Annotated in this window: 16 protein-coding genes and 1 tRNA gene; 7 read left to right on the plus strand and 10 right to left on the minus strand. The window is 57.1% G+C overall.

All coding sequences use genetic code 11. The features are described from left to right. Positions 1-9: 9 nt before the first annotated feature. Positions 10-1,359: a trigger factor gene (tig, locus tag CS903_RS03800; protein ID WP_099332202.1), complete on the minus strand. Its 1,350-nt coding sequence runs from the start codon at positions 1,357-1,359 to the stop codon at positions 10-12. A gap of 222 nt (positions 1,360-1,581) precedes the next feature. On the opposite strand from tig, the gene CS903_RS03805 reads away from it, so the two are divergent. Further along, positions 1,582-1,655: transfer RNA gene (locus CS903_RS03805), tRNA-Gly, on the plus strand. A 47-nt stretch (positions 1,656-1,702) separates the two neighbouring features. Here the strand turns inward: CS903_RS03805 and CS903_RS03810 are convergent. The 8 genes from CS903_RS03810 to CS903_RS09540 all read right to left on the minus strand — a co-directional run bounded on the left by CS903_RS03810 (position 1,703) and on the right by CS903_RS09540 (position 9,201). Beyond that, a complete protein-coding gene (locus tag CS903_RS03810) occupies positions 1,703-2,257 on the minus strand; it encodes a hypothetical protein (RefSeq protein WP_129587586.1) in 555 nt (184 codons plus the stop codon). 53 nt (positions 2,258-2,310) lie between these two features. Beyond that, positions 2,311-2,769, minus strand: coding sequence for a hypothetical protein (locus CS903_RS03815; RefSeq protein ID WP_129587587.1), 459 nt, complete (start codon positions 2,767-2,769; stop codon positions 2,311-2,313). Positions 2,770-2,896: 127 nt separating this feature from the next. Continuing rightward, complete coding sequence (locus CS903_RS03820) at positions 2,897-4,177, minus strand: CapA family protein (RefSeq protein WP_099332205.1); 1,281 nt, start codon at positions 4,175-4,177, stop codon at positions 2,897-2,899. A gap of 48 nt (positions 4,178-4,225) precedes the next feature. Then, positions 4,226-5,176, minus strand: coding sequence for a hypothetical protein (locus tag CS903_RS03825; protein WP_129587588.1), 951 nt, complete (start codon positions 5,174-5,176; stop codon positions 4,226-4,228). After that, positions 5,169-6,209, minus strand: coding sequence for a hypothetical protein (locus CS903_RS03830; protein ID WP_099332207.1), 1,041 nt, complete (start codon positions 6,207-6,209; stop codon positions 5,169-5,171). Before CS903_RS03830 ends, CS903_RS03825 begins: the two co-directional genes overlap by 8 nt. Before the next feature lie 5 nt (positions 6,210-6,214). Next, positions 6,215-7,138: an ABC transporter ATP-binding protein gene (locus CS903_RS03835; protein WP_242491739.1), complete on the minus strand. Its 924-nt coding sequence runs from the start codon at positions 7,136-7,138 to the stop codon at positions 6,215-6,217. 10 nt (positions 7,139-7,148) lie between these two features. After that, complete coding sequence (locus CS903_RS03840) at positions 7,149-8,066, minus strand: ABC transporter permease (protein ID WP_164996664.1); 918 nt, start codon at positions 8,064-8,066, stop codon at positions 7,149-7,151. Beyond that, positions 8,053-9,201: a glycosyltransferase family protein gene (locus CS903_RS09540; protein ID WP_242491740.1), complete on the minus strand. Its 1,149-nt coding sequence runs from the start codon at positions 9,199-9,201 to the stop codon at positions 8,053-8,055. Before CS903_RS09540 ends, CS903_RS03840 begins: the two co-directional genes overlap by 14 nt. Before the next feature lie 834 nt (positions 9,202-10,035). On the opposite strand from CS903_RS09540, the gene CS903_RS03850 reads away from it, so the two are divergent. The 6 genes from CS903_RS03850 to CS903_RS03865 all read left to right on the plus strand — a co-directional run bounded on the left by CS903_RS03850 (position 10,036) and on the right by CS903_RS03865 (position 15,249). After that, positions 10,036-10,803: a DUF6270 domain-containing protein gene (locus CS903_RS03850; RefSeq protein ID WP_242491741.1), complete on the plus strand. Its 768-nt coding sequence runs from the start codon at positions 10,036-10,038 to the stop codon at positions 10,801-10,803. A 75-nt stretch (positions 10,804-10,878) separates the two neighbouring features. Beyond that, the gene (locus CS903_RS03855) at positions 10,879-12,141 is read left to right on the plus strand and encodes a glycosyltransferase family 4 protein (RefSeq protein WP_099332212.1); all 1,263 of its coding nucleotides are present in this window, start codon (positions 10,879-10,881) and stop codon (positions 12,139-12,141) included. Then, the gene (locus tag CS903_RS03860; protein ID WP_099332213.1) at positions 12,134-13,864 is read left to right on the plus strand and encodes a glycosyltransferase family 4 protein; all 1,731 of its coding nucleotides are present in this window, start codon (positions 12,134-12,136) and stop codon (positions 13,862-13,864) included. The genes CS903_RS03855 and CS903_RS03860 overlap by 8 nt, the downstream gene beginning before the upstream one ends. 200 nt (positions 13,865-14,064) lie before the next feature. After that, complete coding sequence (locus CS903_RS09580) at positions 14,065-14,190, plus strand: hypothetical protein (RefSeq protein ID WP_277984865.1); 126 nt, start codon at positions 14,065-14,067, stop codon at positions 14,188-14,190. Next, entirely contained in the window at positions 14,187-14,330 is a 144-nt protein-coding gene (locus CS903_RS09585; protein WP_277984870.1) for a hypothetical protein, read from the plus strand. The genes CS903_RS09580 and CS903_RS09585 overlap by 4 nt, the downstream gene beginning before the upstream one ends. Continuing rightward, the gene (locus tag CS903_RS03865) at positions 14,281-15,249 is read left to right on the plus strand and encodes an IS3 family transposase (protein ID WP_277984866.1); all 969 of its coding nucleotides are present in this window, start codon (positions 14,281-14,283) and stop codon (positions 15,247-15,249) included. The genes CS903_RS09585 and CS903_RS03865 overlap by 50 nt, the downstream gene beginning before the upstream one ends. Before the next feature lie 31 nt (positions 15,250-15,280). Here CS903_RS03865 and CS903_RS03870 read toward each other — a convergent pair whose 3' ends face one another. Further along, positions 15,281-18,184, minus strand: coding sequence for a heparinase II/III domain-containing protein (locus tag CS903_RS03870; protein ID WP_099332214.1), 2,904 nt, complete (start codon positions 18,182-18,184; stop codon positions 15,281-15,283). Positions 18,185-18,187: the final 3 nt, after the last annotated feature.

Below are 18,187 nucleotides of genomic sequence, written 5' to 3' on the forward strand. Positions count from 1 at the left end.
GCGAGAGGGTTAGTTCTCTTCGTCCTCGTCAGCAATGTCCTCGATGTCGATGGCGAAGGTGCCCTCTTCCTCGACAACCTCAGGCTCTTCAGCCTTGGATCCGTCGGCGGTGAAGGCAGAGAGGTCAACGACCTCGCCATTGGTGTCCTTCACCGTGGTCTCACCAAGCACCGAAACGAGTGCCTTGGTGCGGGCCAGCTCGGCGTACAGGTTCTGGATCTGGGTCTGGTCCTGCAGCATGGTGCCGAGGTCCATTCCGTAGGTCTGGGCGGTGTGCATCATGAAGTCGATGAGCTCCTGCTGGGCGACCTCAACCTCACGACCCTCAACCAGGGTGTCAAGGAAGACCTGCTGGCGAATGTCAGCAACGATGCGCTCACGAACTTCCGCGCGTGCTTCCTCATCAGCGTCCTCCGAGACGCGGCGGGCCACCTCAGCCTCAACCACGTCCTCGGGCAGAAGAATCTCTGCCTCAGCAATGAGCTGCTCAAGGAGGCGGTCACGGGCCTGCAGAGCCTGCGAACCCTTCTTGCCCTCACGGACAGTCTTCACGGTGTCCTCACGCAGCTCTTCTGCTGTGTCGAACTCAGAGACCATCAATGCGAAGTCATCATCAACCTCGGGAAGCTCGCGTTCCTTGACAGCGGTGACCTTGACGTCAATGACGGCCTCGGATCCCGCGTGGTCACCACCGGCAACGGAGGAGTTAAAGGTGATCTCTTCACCTGCGGATGCGCCGCGCAGCGCCTCATCCTGGCCGGGCAGCATGGAGCCGGATCCCAGTTCGTAGGAAACGTCGGACAGCGAGTCGATCTCTTCGTCACCGACGGTTGCCTTGAGGTCGAGGGTGAGGAAGTCGCCGTCCTCAGCCGGGCGATCCAGGTTCTTCAGGGTGGCGAAACGGCCTCGCAGCGAGTCGAGCTCGGCCTGCACGTCCTCGTCGGTCACATCAATGAGGTCGACCTCAACGGTACGTCCCTCAAGGCTGGGCAGTTCGAACGCAGGAACGACATCCATGTTGGCTGAGAAGACCAGGGCCCCGCCGGGCTCACCCTCAGTCGCCGGGATCTCATCAACCTCGATCTCAGGCTGGGCCAGAGGACGCAGCTTGTTCTCAACGATTGCGTTGTTTAGCTGTTCGGGAACAACCTGGTTCACGACCTGTTCGATGACGGCCCCTCGGCCGAAACGCTGATCGATGATACGAGGAGGAACATTGCCCTTACGGAAGCCGGGAATGTTCACCTGGCCAGCAATTTCCTTGTATGCCTCTGCCATGAATGGCTTGAGTTCGTCGTAATCAACCGTGACCGTCAGGCGTGCCTTGGTCGGTTCCAGGTATTCAACGGTGCTCTTCACGCGTAACACTCCCACGAATAGATTTCGCCTCCGCCCCATCTCAGGACGAAATGCGCTGATTCTGGCGGGCAGGGACGCCCGCAACCCAGCCAATACTACGGCAGGGCAAGCGGCCACACCTAAGTACTTTCCGCGGCTGTGGCAGAGGCAACTTGATCGAAGGTGAGTAAACGGCCTCGACCGCGCTATAGTTGTCCAGTCGTCATCGCCAAGATGGCGAACGCGGGTGTAGCTCAATGGTAGAGCCTCTGCCTTCCAAGCAGATGGTGCGAGTTCGATTCTCGTCACCCGCTCCAAGCCCCAGTTCCTCAGGATCAGGGGTTTTTTTGCTTCCCTGCAACGGCTAGACAGTCTGGGACAGCCTTTCTAACCACACTCCGAACGTTGGTTGGTACCCGTCCCCACCAAAGATGTGGGCCCTCACAACGCTCTGCAGACCCCGATCAGCGTCGACCTGAATCATGGGGACCATCATGCGCGCGGCATAGTCCGGAAGATAGCCGCATGTCACCGGCCCGGCCTCAGCCAGAAGGTCGACCCGAACCACCACCCTGTTCCTAGACTCCGGGTTGCCAGGTTCCCAGATCAGGGCAGCCATGATGTCGCGCCCCTCTGTGGCCGTGATTCGGTAGAGGTCCCGGGCGTGCTCGGGATCGCTGATTACCTCCTGGTTCACGACCAGGGGAAAAGCTGTGCGCCCCACCGGTGGCACCGGCGCGTAGGACCACAGGTCGGTCTTTGGGGTCTGCGACCAGATGATCGCGGCAGCGACCCACACACCGACAAAAAGCAATGTCCCGACCAGGGGTACCGAGGCGAGAAAGCTAGCTGCAAAGAACGCGAGAATCCAGTAGATCCACCCTTGCATTCCCCAGGGGCGACGCTTGTATCGGTTCATGGAACCAGCCTAGTGGCGCTCCCGGCGCCAAGCGCGCCGAACGGCTAGTCCCTCTACTGCGCCTCAATCCAAACCCTGAAGTTCGGGGGTTCGCTCTCTCCGCCCTCGATGCGGGCAAGTGCCGTGCTTCGAATGCCCTGGAAGCTGTTGTCAACGACCATTTTTGACACCACCGCTGACAGGTCTTCCGGCAGGTAGCCGACGGTGAAAGCCTTTTCACTGGTAGTCAGATCGACCCGGACGGCAGTGCCCGAGGGATGTCCCTGGTTATCCGGTTCGGCCACCAGGGTGGCCACGCTCTCGCGCCCATTTTCGGCCAGGTAGCGACTCACTGAACCGGCAGCTACGGATCCGACACCCACCGGGATGCTCTCAGGCAGGTCCAGTGCTGCGGAACCCACGATTGGAACCGGCTGGTAGGACCAAACATCTTCGTTTGGTGTTTTCGCCCAGATCACTGCACCAATGACCACGACGAGGACGAGCAGGAGGGGACCCACCCACGGAATCATTCCTAGTAGCACCGCTAGACCGGCAACTAGAACCCAGTACTGCCAGGAAGCTTAGCCGAGCGGGCGTCGTTTGTACCTGTTCATAACGCCAGCCTAGAGTCCTCTACGGCTTACGCCAAGGCTTTACCTAGCTTCGTTTGATAACGGTGGTGAGGTTGGAGTCAGATGTGGGTGGGGAGGTGATTTCTGTGGCCGGACCCCCTTCAAGAATCTGCCTGGTGAGGTCCCAGCGGTAGGACATTTCCTCCTGCGGCAGTGCGGCATTTTCTGCCACCCCACCGATCAGAGGACGGACGATATGCCCGGCGTCCACCGTCACTGCGAGCCACTCTGCAGCAACTATCTGCGCGGGCTCGCCCTCGTCCTTGACCCCCTCAAAGAAGGCCATCAAACCGGTCGATGACTCTGTCGATCCCGTCGCCTCTCTAGTTTGATTAGAGATGAAGTTGCCGAGGCCGTACGCCACCCACATTCCGTTGCCGTTCGGACCGCCCTCAAGGAGGGCAATCGGGCGTGGGACGTGAGCGTGGTGAGCGATGTAAATATCGATGAGGCCGGAAGCCGCTAGTTCGGCAGCTGTTTGCTCCTGGAACGGTTCGGCCGCGGTGTTGTACTCGGCTTCGCAGCAGTGCAGTGTCGCCACGACAATGTCAGCCCCGTTCTCGCGAGCCTGGCGTGCCTGGGCCTCTATTTGGGGCACATCGATCATCTGGATTGACCACGGGGCCTCTTCGGGAATGGGAAGGCCATTGGTGTTGTGAGCTGCGGCGATGTGAGCGACCTTGATCGACTGGTCGCCACCTTCAATGCTGTAGAATTGCGGCTGATTGGCCTCTTCCTGGCTGCGCGCAGTTCCGGCGTGCCCAAGGCCGGCGGCGTCAAGGAAGTCCAGCGTGTTCACCACACCTGCGAACCCCTGATCCAAAGAGTGGTTTGACGAGGTCGAACAGCCGGTCCACCCCATTTCAGCCATCTCGTCGGCTAGGTCTCGCGGCGTCCCAAATATGGGGTATCCGGTTGGATCCTGGTCCCTGGGGACCATCGCTGTCTCCATGTTGCACAGGGCAATATCGGAGCCTTGGATGTAGGGGGTCACGGGTTCCATAAGGCGGCTGAAATCCCACCTGGTTCCGTCCCAAGCAGAGTCCGCCACCGGCATGTGAATGAGCATGTCCCCACCGGCGGAAATGGTGAAGTTGAGGGGCTGTGGTTCGGGTTCAGGTTCCACGCTCTGGGCTTCGACACCTACGGACTCAGACTGCTCGCCCTCGATCGCGTCTTCAGGACCGTCCTCAACGAAGAGAACTGGCAGTTGCCAGGGCTGAAGGGCTAGGAGCACGCCGACAAGCAGCATCACTGCCCCGGTCAGTAGCAGGAGCGAGCGTCGCAGTGTCGCGGTGTTGTGCATGGAGCGATGGTAACAGCGCAGTCCCTCCAACTCTCTCGCCCGGATAACCTAAGGGGTCTCGGTGTCCTCTACAAACTCCGGTGCCAATAGTTCCGGCGGAAGGAGGAAGTTCCCCTGCTCGTCCATGTAGGGGGCGAAGGCTTCGCGAGTTGCCGCGGCCTCAGCGGTCAGTGCTTCGGCCGAGGCTTCGAGTGCCTTCACGTCCCCTGAGTCCACTTCTTGAGCCTCGAGCAAGACGCCTTGGCTGGTGCGGAACTGCGTCCACAACACCGCACGAATCTCATTGGCCTGCGGGATCTGGGTTGCCTGCTGAAGTACCGTCAACGCTTGCATTGAGAAAGCGTTGAGGTCGTCAAACGCTGCCTGCCATGCCTCTCCAGCACTTCGTAACGTTTCCGAGAGCTTGTCTTCCACCGTGGACTTCGCTTCGCGCAGTTCTACGACGTTGGCCGTGAGCTCCTGGTTAAGCGCGTGGAAGTGCGCGATCGCTTCTTTCCTGTGCTGGGGCATAGCGACTGAGTAGGTCTTGGCAGACTTCAGCACCACCAGTGCTTCCCGGGGGTTGAGAGGCTTCGTGTCGGGCTTTTCTTCACCCACGCCCGCCGCCTCATCATCTTCGGGAATCAAAAACTCTGCGAGCTCCTCCCCCTTTGTGATGGTCGCCTCCGTAGCGGTGATGGCGTTTTGCAGGTTCTGCCACGAATCATCACCGAGCTGCGCTGTTTGCGCAGTGATCAGAGTCGTTTCCGACTGTTCGACAAGAACCACTGCATCGAGAACCGAAGTTGCCGAGTCACGCACAAAACCGGACCACCAGGCCTGACGGTAAACATCCCGGTACAACCACGCCACGGCGCCACCAACCAGTGCTAACGCAATGAGTATGCCAACTACCGCTGTGAAGCGCTGTCCCCGTATGCGGCGCCGCTGGTCCCTATGACGCCTCGAGTCCCCTGTTGCTCGACCCCTGTAGTGGGCTCTTACCCGAACCTTACTCATCGGCTGCTCCAGACTGCGGCGGCTTTACCGGCGGAATCGGATCTATCGGGTCCGGGTCCGGGTCCGTGGGTTCGGTAGGTACCCCCGGCTCCCCCGGGGTCTCCTCCTCGACAGGAACCTCCGGGTAGGTCGGAGTAGTTTCACCGTTACCCCCCTGGGGGAACCAGGTGTCGGGTTCCTGATAAATTTCAGTTTCACCCCCGACAACTGGCGCTTCCACCGGCGGTGCAACCGGGTTGAAATAGGGATCAAAGCCAGCATCGAGTTCCGCGATCATCGCGGTGACCTGCTCGGTCGCGGCTTTCAGTTCCGCAACACTCTGTGTATCCACGGAACGTGCGGCACCCAAAACCGTACGTGCCCGGATGGCTAAGTCCCACAGCGCCTGCCACTGCTCGGCAGATACCAGGTTTGGGTCACCCGATTGCAGGGCATCCATCGCGGCACGGATCTTAGTGACCAAGAGCTCGACTGCAACGGACCAGTCGCCGTGTGCGGCCTCAAGTGTGGAGTCGATATGAGACTCAACGAGTTCAATCGTCTCTTGAAGATCAAGAGACTGCTCCGCCAGTGCGTTCATCACACTGCGGTAGTTGCTGTAGGTATCTTTCGGCTCCTCAGGCGTAGTGACATCAGTGAGATGGAAACCGCTGGCCAGCACCTCAAGTGGGTCAAGGACCAGCATCTCATCGGGCCGTTCTTCTCCCACCCCAGCAGCAGCACGCACTGGTGTAACCACATAGTCAGCAAGGGACATGGCCTTCTCCACCAGCGAGTTCATACCGTCAAGCTCAGCTTGCAGCTGCTCGACGATGGCCGGATCTACCTTTTGGTGTTCAGCCGCTGCCAGGACACTTTCCCCCTGTTCGAGCAGCTCCGAGGCAGCTACCACCTTCGGCGCGGAGTCTTCAACGAAGTTTGCCCACCCTGACTGTGTCCGCACATCAGAGTAGAGCCAAAACACCATGGCAGTAATCAAGCCGAGGGCAACCGCAATCCCCGCGATGGCTGCGAGTCCCTGGCGAACTTTCATCCCTATCAATGCTGCGCACCCGAGACATGACGGCGGCGGGAAATACTCTCCCCGTCGTCAAACACGAGGCGCTTCTCGACCATCGAAGCCATCTCTTCCGCCAACATCTTCTCCGCGGCCTCGACCTCGCCCGTGACCATACGGTGGGCCCAAAGCCGATAACGGCGCGCCGTCTCATAGGCCGAGCCGTCTGAAATCACGCGCCCCTCATGCATCCAAATGGCTCGCGTGCACATCTTTTCGATGGTCTGCGCAGCGTGCGACACCAGGAAGATGGTTCCCGCGTCCCGACGAATCTCTGCCAGGATCTCTTCTGACTTAGCGGTAAATGCCGCGTCACCCGTACCAAGCGCCTCGTCAATCAGCAGGATGTCCGGCTTGACCGCGACATTGATGGCAAATCGCAGCCGCGCACCCATACCTGAGGAGTAGGTTTCCATCGGACGCTCAATCGCGTCTCCAATTCCTGTGAGGTCGGCGATACGCGGGATGACCTCTTTCGTTTCTTCCGGGCTCAAACCAACCGCGAGGCAACCAAGCTCGATATTCCGTAGCCCACTCAGGGCGGGCACCAAAGCCGCGCTAACTCCAAGCAGAGTTGGTTGGCTTCTCGCCAAGATCTCCCCGGATGTCGTCGGCTCGCTACCAGCAATCAACCGCAGCAAAGTCGACTTGCCAGCTCCATTCGCGCCCAGCAGCCCAATGGACTCCCCTGCCTGAACAACCAGGCTGACGTTATCCACCGAGCGAACCTTGGTTTTCAACGGACGCCGCAGGTATTTGTTGGCAGCCAAAGCCAGCTTTGAGGCATTGCTGCGCGCTGCGGGACCTGAGACCGGAGCTGTGTACTCCTTGGTGACCTGATTGACCACCACTGAAGGGCCACCGAGAGTGACCTCGATACCCCGCTTCGTATCGTCTTTTTGCATGTCTTTACTCTCAGGCACCATACGACTCCTCCTTCAACCAGAAGAGAATGGCCCCGAAAAGCCACATTCCCACTGCCCAGACCGTGAAGTAGACCCAGTGGAAAAGGCTGGGTGTAGTCCCATAGATCAAGACATCACGACTCATGGTCAGGAACACGTAACCCGGGTTTGCCTGCATGATGAATGAAACCCAGAAATCTGCTTCAAACCGATCCAGAGAAAAGAAGACACCCGAAACATAGAACCAGAATCGTCCCAGCAGCGGCCAGATGAACTTCAAGTCAGGGACACTGGTGGTCAAACTGGCGGTGAACATGGCCAACCCATTGACGAACACCGTCGCGATCAACAGGATCGGAATTATCAAGACCCAACGCCAAGTTGGGACCGCGGGGGTAAACACCACCACAAACGCCATCGTCGCAGCAACGACTGGCAGTAAATCAAGCAGGCTCCGGATCGTCCACGAAATCATGACAGTGGCGCGGGGAAACATGAAGGACCGGATCAGGTTTTGTGAACTCACCATGACTTGGGAACCCTTGGTCAGAGCGCCCTGCATGTAGCCAAAAAAGCTCACGCCGATGACAAGGTATCCAATGAAGTTGTCGATGCCGCGCGAAGTTTTTAGAAGTAACCCAAAAATAACCCAAAAGATAGCTGCATTCAGGAATGGGGCAACCACCAGCCAGATCTTGCCGAGGAGCATTCCGCGAGTGGTCTGAAATGCCTTAGCCCGGGCATCCGCCAGTATGAAGGCACGTCGGTTCCAGACCTCCGCCCAGTACTGGAAGAAGCCAGGTCGCTGACCCACCCTCGACAGTCCCGCAGTCCGCACTGGGAGCTCACCCGCGGTAGCTGTCGCAAGGTAGGTCGCGCCCAGCCACTCATCAAGTGGGATCTCCCGCTGCTGCTCAGAAGATGACATGATCCAGTGCCTTTCCATACGCCACTAGTTGTCCTGTCGCCAAGATCTCCAGGTCTCCGATATCCCAGGTGTGCCTGTCACTCACTTTACGAACCTGCATGAACCCAAACCGGCTTGAACTGAAAACCTTCCCTCCCGACTCAGTCACGGACTTCAGGAACCCGGTGTCCTCACCTCGGAAGGTTGCGGGGAACGGGTGCGCCAACACAACGTCCCGTTTCGCAACGATAGTTGGACCGCTGACAAATGGCCGGTACTTGTGTTCGGTCTCTGGAAAACGCAACACTGTCGCATCTTGACCCTCAAGGTAGAGGTGGTGTGCTGCTTTCCCCACCACATCGGCATCGGCGTAGTCCAGGGCTGCCACCTGTTCCGCAAGGTAGTGGGGACCGTAGTAGTCATCGTCATCAATCTTCGCCACGATCTCACCCCGGGCCTGTCGAGCCAGGATGTTGTAGCACTCACCCAGGGGCGTGGACGGATCCTCTTCGATCCACGTCACGGCCCCAAACTGTTCTTCAAGTTGGGCCTTACGCGCGTCCTCGAGAGTGAAACCATGACAAAGGACGAGTACTTCAAGCCTGACGTCTTGCTGCGCCGCCATCTGACCCAGAACATGTTCAAGCTGGTGCGGACGGTTAGTCGAAACCAGCGCGCTCACTAGTGGAGCCTCAACGACCCACTTTTCCAACCCGACGTCAGAAAGGATCTGGTTCACGCGCTTGGTGTATGTGTGCTGTTGCCAGATTTCCCGCTGCGACAAGTGGGTAAGGCGGTCTCGAAGTTCAGGCGAGCGCAGCAGGGCGCGCGTCCAGTTGTAAGCCGTCTCTTCATCAGCTGCTTGCGGAATCGTTCCGCCAGGAAATGCGTTGTCGATGGCCGGGGTTGGCGCCGAGAGCACGGGTGTGCCACAAGCAGAGACCTCGAACACCCTTCTACCGCACATTGACTGGCTGGTCGGCACCGAGTTCACGTTCAGAATCACTTTGTAAGCCCGGTAGGCCGTCAACATCTGGTCGTAAGTCAGCTCACCACGGACAAACTTCTGATACTCCTCAGGGAAGACATAGTTGTCATCCGCACCTGCAAACCGGGAGAAAACATCAATCGCAGTTTCTTCTTGCGCTGCTGCCATTGAGGCTCCCCCTAGGAGAAAGCTTAGTTGGGCGCGTCGTTCAGGATACTTATGTCGAAAGTAAGTGCCCGCAAAAGAAACACCGCGCAAGTCGGATGCTTGCCACTTGGAGGGCTTTATCGGGTTATGGATGGACTGCTGCGCTGCAAACGGAAGAACGCCAACTCGGTCATGCCCAAGGACCTCACGATAGCGCGGCAACAGGCTCTCTTCTGTCGTGTACACCCAATCGAAGACACTGGCCGTGTCGATAAAATCTTCAAAATGAACCGGGTCTTCTTTGTTCCAAAAAACTGTCGGAATACCTCTACTCTGAGCCGCTGCAACCAGAGTCCGCAGGTCATCTGAGGGTGCTCGTGAGCCTGTTAGCTGATACTGCCATGCTCCACCGGACCCATTCCAGGCTGACTCGACAAACACTAGGTCCAGTCCCCCCGCAAGTTCAGCCTCAAAGTTCTGGGGCGTAAGGACAACTTGGTTCCATTCAAACTTAAGAGCAAGCTCAGTAAACCGGTCAGCAACCACTCCAACACGAAGTTGATGCCGAGGTTGTTGGTCTGCCGTAATAGGCCATTCGGCCCACGCCAGTAAACGACCACGTCGGTCTCGAGATGCGAAAGAACGAAGTCCTAGGTGTCCCGCAGACTTCGTCCGCCTCAAATGCTCTTTCAGTTGAGCAGGGCCCCCGTGGCGCAGGTGCCAAAGACTAGTGCGAAGCTGTTCGACGCTAGACGTACGAGACACATTCCCCCTTTTTGCCGATCCAACGATCGTGTAAATCCGTTATGATTTTAGATCGAATCACAGCCAACCCTGGGCTTCGCAGGCCTTAGTGTGGGCAGAACCTCCGTCGTCAAACCAAAGAAGCACCACTTGGACCTACTCATTTTCGGCAGTTGTGTCTCAAGAGACACAGTTGAGTTCTGCAAACCAACGGGCGTAAACCTCCGCGGCTACATTGCTCGACAGTCCTGGCACTCGATGGGCCGGCCCACAACCAACCCAGAATTCACCAAGCAAAAGCTCTCCTCACCTTTCGTGAACCGCAACTTCCAGGGTGACCTCGCGGGAGATGCCCTCGAAAGAATCACCGCGGTCTCAAGGGAGTTTCCAGATTTACATCTCTTGCTCGACCTCACAGACGAGCGTGGGGGTTACTTCGTACACGAAAACGGCGCAGTGGTAACCAACACGATGGACAGCCCTGCAGCGGAGACACTGCGACAGGGACGCGAGGGGTGGCGCTACGTTCCGCTGGGAAGCCTGGGCCACGCACTCGAGTTCATGGAGACTTCGGAAGCTTTCAAGTCGGAACTGCAAAGACTCGAGCTCTGGGACAAGACCACCATCCTTGCTAGCAAATGGGCCCAAAACCTAGCCGACGGTACTCCGACCAAACCCAGCTTCAAGTTGAGTGCCGAAGAGGCTAACAGAGAGTTCTCTGCCCGTTTCGAACTACTTGAAAGCCACGGATGGAAAGTCGCTCGGCCCGCTCTTGATATGCCTGTTGCGGACCCAGACCACAGGTGGGGAGCAGCCCCCTTCCACTACACAAACGACTACTACGCCTCACTTTGGGAAGCTGTCACTTCTGCCCATTAAACCTGCGGTACTCTCGAGTCAAGACACTGTTTTTTTTCTTTTCTACAGACTTGATTCTTAGCACGCAGGAGCCTCATGCGAATTCTGATTCTCGCGCAGCAATGGGATCCAGAGGAAGGCACCCCACAAAGACGTTGGGCAGCTTTGGTGAAGGCACTTGTCGAACGTGGGGACCAGGTTGTTGTCTTGGCCCCGCCTCCCCACTATCCCGGCGGTGTGCTCACGTCTGATGATCCTGACCACCAGGTGGGGGCGATTGCGAAGGGTCGACACGGTGAGTTGATCTGGCGCAGTAACTTTTCCCCTCACGACCAGTCTCTTTGGTCTCGGGTTCTCGACCAGGCTGTGGTCGCCGTTTCGACCCTCCACCTGGCTAGGAAGACCATCAGGAAGAAACGCCCAGATATCATTCTGGCCACCGCTCCACCGCTTCCCGCAGCCTACGCAGCGGCATTCGTCGCCGTCACGCACCGGATTCCTTACATCATCGACCTGCGAGATGTTTGGCCAGACCTCCTCAAGTACATGAATGAGTGGGGTTCCCTGACGGAGAACCGGTCGAAGCTAGAGACGGTCTTCGGTACGGTGTTTCCAATCGTGGCCGCGGGTGCTGGACGCACCCTTACCAGCGCATTACGACACGCAGCAGGAATCAGCACAACCACCCCTTCCTTCGCAGAACTGCTACGGGAGCGAGGCTTCAAGAACGTTCTCAATGTACGAAACTTAGGAGCTGTTCTGGAGTCTCCAGTCGCACCGATCCAGGATCGTGCCGAGAAGACTTTGCGGGTTCTTTACGTCGGAACTATCGGCCGCGCTCAAGGCCTACGCTCAGCCGTCAGAGCTGTTGAAATAGCACGTCAGCAGGGTGTCCCAGTTGAGATGCGCATGGTTGGGTCTGGTGCAGACCTGAAGGAACTTCGCGAACTCTCCGAAGCGCAAGGCCTACCCATTGAGTTTCTCGGCCGCATCCCCCACCAAGATGTGGCACAGCATTACGAATGGGCTGACACCAGTTTGGTTCACCTCAAGCGGTGGACGCCCCTCCTATTTACCGTGCCATCCAAACTCTATGAATCACTGAGCGCAGGGCGTCACGTCTGTGTTGCCGCGGATGGTGAGCCCGCGCGGATTGTGACCGAAACCGGGGTTGGTCACGCAGTCCCTGCGATGGATCCGCAAGCGCTAGCCGATCTCTGGGAGTACTTGGCGAGCAATCGCGGTGAGCTTGAGATTGATGATCAGGGCCTCCGCTGGTTAGAAGCTCGTGAGACCCAGCAGCAGAACGCTGAGAAGTTCGCCAACTTTGTCGAGAGATGCGGCCTTAGTAATGTCTAGCAAGCTGGGAAATGTTCTTCGCCGCTCTCCCCTCATAGCTACGGTAGTCGCGCGCATGGTCAGCGAAGACCCGCTGCTTTTCGGGGTGCAGACTCTACGTAAGCTACCGTGGCCGCTGCGCCGCTCAGTCGCTCAGCTTCTCCCTTCGACCTCTAGTCGACGGGACCTAACAGCCCTGCGATACTTCATCCTTGACCAACGCAGTGAAGCGGCTCGCTTACTGCTCTCAGACAACAGGTCAAAGCAAAAAACCTCCATATCTACGCGCCTAGGTCAAGAGCTCCTCATTCAGCTCGGTTACACGCCTGAAGACATCCTGGACTCCCGAACCGCTCTGCGTTCCGCCTGGGGGGCAGGAGATCTGGAGAAGCTAAAGAGTCTGGAAGCCCCCGGCAGAGTTGGACAACGCTACACCGGGGAGCAGATGATCCTCAGACCAGGCTGGGGCATCTCCCTACCCAAGACACCCGTTGCTCCGCGGCAAACGAACAACAACGATGCGCGACCCACGCGCGCACTCCACATCTTAACTAACTCGCTTCCCTGGACCCGTTCGGGCTACACATACCGCACCCAGAACATCTTGAGGTTCCTCCAGAAAGCAGGGGTCGAGGTTCTTGGGGTAACCCGTCTCGGCTACCCCACCACTATTGGTGGCCTATGGGCTAATGAAGTCGACGTTGTTGATGGCGTCACCTACCAGCGCCTTCTTCCAAGCATGTGGCCGCAAGACCCTGCCGCCCGGCTTGTTAAGCAGGCCCAGATGCTTCTCCCCATCGTTCAGCAGTTCCAACCAGATATCCTGCACACGACGACCAACTACCAAAATGCCTTAGTCACGGATGCTGTTTCCCGCGCCACAGGTATCCCTTGGATCTACGAAATGCGTGGAAACATGGAGCAAACTTGGGTCGCACGCCAACCCTCGGAACTTCAAGTACAAGCCAAAGAATCTGACCGTTACAGGTTGATGAAACTACGAGAGACCGAGATGGCAATGCGCGCCAATGCTGTCATCACTCTTTCGAACATTCAGCGACACGATCTGATCGAGCGTGGAGTACCGGCGGAGAAGATCTTCATTGTCCCAAACTCAGTGGATGAAGCACTGCTTGAGGTACCGCGTGATGTGAAAGCAGCTCGCAAGAGGCTTGGACTTGACCCCCACGGCTTTTGGGTCGGTTCAGTAACATCTGTCGTCGATTACGAAGGACTGCCGACCCTCATCCGAGCAACCAAGATTGCGCGCGACCAAGGACTTGATGTCCGCTGTGCCATCGTTGGCGATGGAGTCGCGCTCCCAGAACTACGCGTTTTAGTCACAGAACTGGAACTTGACGATTACGTAGTCCTACCCGGACGCGTCCCTCCCGACGATGCAAAACGCTGGTACCAAGCCCTCGACCTGTTCGTGATTCCCCGAAACGACACAGAAGTCACCCGTATCGTCACCCCCATCAAGGGCCTCGAAGCTCAGGCTCTCGGCGTCCCCGTAGCGGTTTCCGACCTGCCGGCCCTCCGCGAGGTGAGCGCTAGGGAGGATCTGGTCTTTCCGGCGGGGGATTCTCAGTGCCTCGTAAAGTTGATTGGTACGGTACAGTCGAATGACTCAGCTCCTCCTACAACAGTCAGCACTGAGCAAAGCTTTGCATCTGCTAGGTCATGGTCTTCAAGTGTCAAGAAGATCTGCGAAACCTACGCAGAAGTTACTAGGTTTGAGTAAAATTTTTAGCTCCACTCTTGAGCTCCGAACATGCATGGCGCAGAAACGTCCCGAGGATAGCCTGCTGCCATATCTTCCTTTGAAGCGCTCTGGGTTTGTTGGAGGCTCCAGAGTTATGGATGGAGAATGGAGCCATGGTCCAACACAAGAACAAGGGACGCCGCTATTCCACTGAGGAGAAAGCCGCCGCGGCCAGGATGGTGCGAACGCTCCGCGCGGAGCTCGGCACGAGCCAAGGAACGACTACGCGCGTCGCGGAACAGCTCGGCTACGGCGTCGAGTCGGTTCGAGCCTGGGTCGCCAAGCTGACATCGATGACGGCGTGAAAGCCGGGGTCACGACCGACGAGCAGACCCGCATGAAAGCACTTGAGCAAGAGAACCGAGAGCTCAAGCGCGCCAATGAAATCCTGAAACGTGCCGCGTCTTTCTTCGGGGCGGAGCTCGACCGCCAACACAAGAACTAGTGTCCTTCATCAACCGCAACAAAGACGATGTTGTTGCTGGACGCAGACTCGGGGTCGAACCATCTGCAACGTGCTGCAGGTGGCCCCGTCCACGTATTACGCCGCGCACGGCAGACCAGCCTCTGCCCGGCAAATTAGAGATGCAGAGCTCGCGCCCAGACTGCTCGAACTCTGGGAATCAAACTACTCCGTCTACGGCGTGCGCAAGCTCTGGAAAGCAGCCCAGCGAGCAGGCATAAATATCAGCCGTGACCAGGTCGCCCGGCTCATGAAAACCCTCAGGATTGAGGGCGTGCGCCGGGACAAGCGCGTGAAAACTACGAAGCCTGACCCGCGAATGCCGCGGCATCCTGATCTCGGTAACCGTGTCTTCAGCGCGGATGCGCCGAACCAGTTGTGGGTGACCGACTTGACGTTCGTGCCGACCTGGCAGGGTGTCACCTACGTGGGCTTCATCATTGACGCATACAGTCGCGCGATCGTGGGATGGCGGGTCGCATCGAACATGAAGACCGAGACGGTACTCGACGCGATCGAGATGGCCCGCTGGTCACGGGGGAAGCATCTTCCAGAGTTGCGCTGCCATAGCGATGCGGGCAGTCAATTCACGTCTATTCGCTACGGAGAGCGCCTCGCAAAGATCGGGGCGACACCCTCGATCGGAACTGTCGGTGACAGCTACGACAACGCCCTCGCTGAGACCGTGAACGGATACTACAAGGCCGAGCTGGTGCGCGGACCCGCGAAATCAGGGCCGTGGAAAACGATCGATGATCTCGAACTCGCGACCCTGAGCTGGGTGCACTGGCACAACACGCAGCGGCTCCACTGCTACCTCGGGGACGTGCCACCTGCGGAGTTCGAGGCCAAGTTCTATGCTGGGGTTACCAACGCCAAAGAACTGGTAGAAATCAAATGAGCTGAGTCTCCACTAAACCCAGGACGCCTCACTACTCCCCGTGAACCGTTGGAGCAACCTTCATTAGGCTCTGCAGTTTGTCAAGAATTTCCGCCACATTCGAAACATGTCCAGCGCCCCACCTAACTCGATCAACTTCGAGTATATCAACCCCATCTTTGCGTAGCTCATTCTCAAGGGGCTCAACATGTGCAGTACGGTGGTGGACATCTTCCTCATTTAAGAGAATTGTCAGCTCAGCCAATGAATGTCCGGAACGAAGCCTTTCCAGCACTGAGGTCCGATGCCTCTCTGACGGGGGCACCTTTCCCCCGAACACATGCTGAATCGCTTTCGTCGAAAATCTCTTGACGTACTCCGATACATCAGTCTGCGGGTTGACGGCAAACACGTGTGCATGAGGAATTATGGCACCCACTTGCATCGCTGCGAACCCACCTCCTGAGGTCCCCATGGTCCAGATCTCTTCCACTCCTAACTGCTGTGCATATCGAGATACGAGTCTCGCAATGCTGGTATGAGCATCCGTTCTTGCACTGCCCAGATACCAGCCAAGCCTCAAGTCCGCAGCTAAATCCAAGGTCGGATCAGAGACGAACAACTTAGGAATGTCGAAAATTTCTAGCTGCCGCTCCCATTCAAATCGCGGCAGACCAATTTTTCCACGGTCTTGCGCCCCACCAAAACAGACAAGTAGTTTTTTCCCTGCTCCAGGTTGAAACTGCATAGGCAAACTCAATGAGCCTAAGTTAAAGACATGGATAGCTCTACTTCTCAAAGAGCCCAATGATGGTGCCGATAGATCGTCTTGCCCAAATGTCCTAAGAACAACTTCCTTGCCCCGATACATTAGTGAAGACTGCTTGGAGTCAAAGTTAAATCCAGCACGGTATGCCTTTCCCACCGGGCCTTCAAACATTTCTGATTGTGTTGGGCTGGTCGTGATTAAATCACGAATACCAGCAATCGCCCCTTGGTCAAATCCCTGCGAAAGCACATCACGCAAAGACCTAATGTTAGCCACGACCTCACCATCATCTCCGAGTTCACCAAGTGAGCGTCGAGCGAATGCAACCTTGTCATCAATTTCCTTGGCATAATTTCCCGTAGACGGTGGCCGCCAAGTGTTGCTCACCGTGTACTCGGGAGCGACATGACCTAGGCTCTGAATCACCTTCGAAAGTCCCTTTTCATCGGTTGCGACTGTCCGCACCGAATCTCTACCAACAATTACGACTTCAACGACTCCGTTCCCCCGAACAACGTATGCGACACCTTCAGTTATGGCGAATGACTGAAGGTTTCGCCTATCTGAAGGTGTTGTCTCGACGGCGACCGCAGTTCTAGATTTGTGTCCTTTTCGTGTCGCCACCACGACATCCGATGGGACTAGTTTTCCCCAGGATGGCGAGAACCACCCCTCCATCGGACGCCTCTCTCCTCGAGCCACCTCTAGAGTGGGCCTCGAACCTGCCCAAAGCAACGAGAATCCGCCTTCACTGGTCGTACCGTGGACGCTCGCGCCATCAACTTCGGTACTTGCCTCCGGTGCGAGATGCCAGCGCCAACGCGCAACGATATCTTTCGACGAGTGGACATTGTCTATTACTAGCAGCGCTTCTGTAACACGAGAGAAGATTATGAGACGTCGAATCACGACACCTTTATACCCTCGGTCCTCCAGCCGGAAGTAGTCAAGTTCGTCGCTGAGCGAACTATGTACAAGTTCCACTGGTCTCGACGGATCATACTCAGCACCATCGACCGTAATCACATTGTGTCCGGTTCGATCAAAACAGTATGACTGCTCAGAAGACGTTACATACGCGTACTTACCTGCATCCACAAGCACGCGTTGCTTCTTGGCAAAGAACGTAACACTTCCAGCATCATTATGCCCATGTACCTTATCCCCCGGGCCGAAGATAACAGAGTAAAAGCTCTCCTGTGCAAAGTCTCTTCCTATCTCCCCCCAGCCGCTATGACCGAAAATAAACCCACGCGAGTACACTCGAGCTAGCTCAGTAGGGGCCTGACCCCGAGCACCATTACTCGTCACATACTCCAAATATGGATGCTCGTAAACCTGTGGCGACGAAGGATCTGAGTCTCCAAGTGGCTCATACTTGCCATCTGGACGGGTGGCAAAGGCTAGAGCCTCGGCTGCAAGGGAGAGCCTTTCACGCATGAAACCGGCATCAACGCCTTCGGCCTCGAGCCTCGCTGCTGCATAACTTATCCAGCGCCAGTTCATCTCCCAGTAACGAACCGCACCTTCATCATTCAAGCCCTCATCATCTATTGCTGACGCAACATGATTTTTAAGCCGTTCAACTGCTAGTTCCATCCACTGCGTGTTTCCTACAACAGCACCAACTTGAAACAACGCAGAATGTTGCCTAAGTGCATGATTTGAATGCCCGACATGCCGTTCATCCGCAATCCAGCTCCCATGGATGTTTAGCAGATCTAGAACTTCCTCCGGCGCTTCTGTAAGAGGTAGTCCGTTTATCAATGTTTCAGTACGTACTGCCTCGATCATTGAGAGCCACGCAGATCGTGCAGCAGACTTTCCTGGCAAGTTCGAACGCGCCCATTCTTGCACTATGCCGTCCCACGTTGCCATGAGCTCGGGACGCCTCTCAGGACTCCGAAGAGACTCCCTCCGTAGAGGGTCCAACCATCGAAGCATATGAAGCTGTGCCCGCCAGTTCCGTTGCTCAAGAGGATCCGCATTCCAGTCAATCGGTCGAGGAACTTGAGCGACCGGATGAGGGGGTAGACGCACCTCACCGTTTAAGATGAGTGCTACCAACTTTGCGTCGCTCCCTGTTGCCTCAAACCCAACACCATTCGAGTGTCTGAGCGCTGCAATGCGCGCACGAGCAACGTGCGCGGGTGACCACTTTGAACCTTCGCTTTTCATACGGGACATCCC

The sequence above is a fragment of the Actinomyces minihominis genome (assembly GCF_900187855.1).
Taxonomy (GTDB): domain Bacteria; phylum Actinomycetota; class Actinomycetes; order Actinomycetales; family Actinomycetaceae; genus Scrofimicrobium; species Scrofimicrobium minihominis.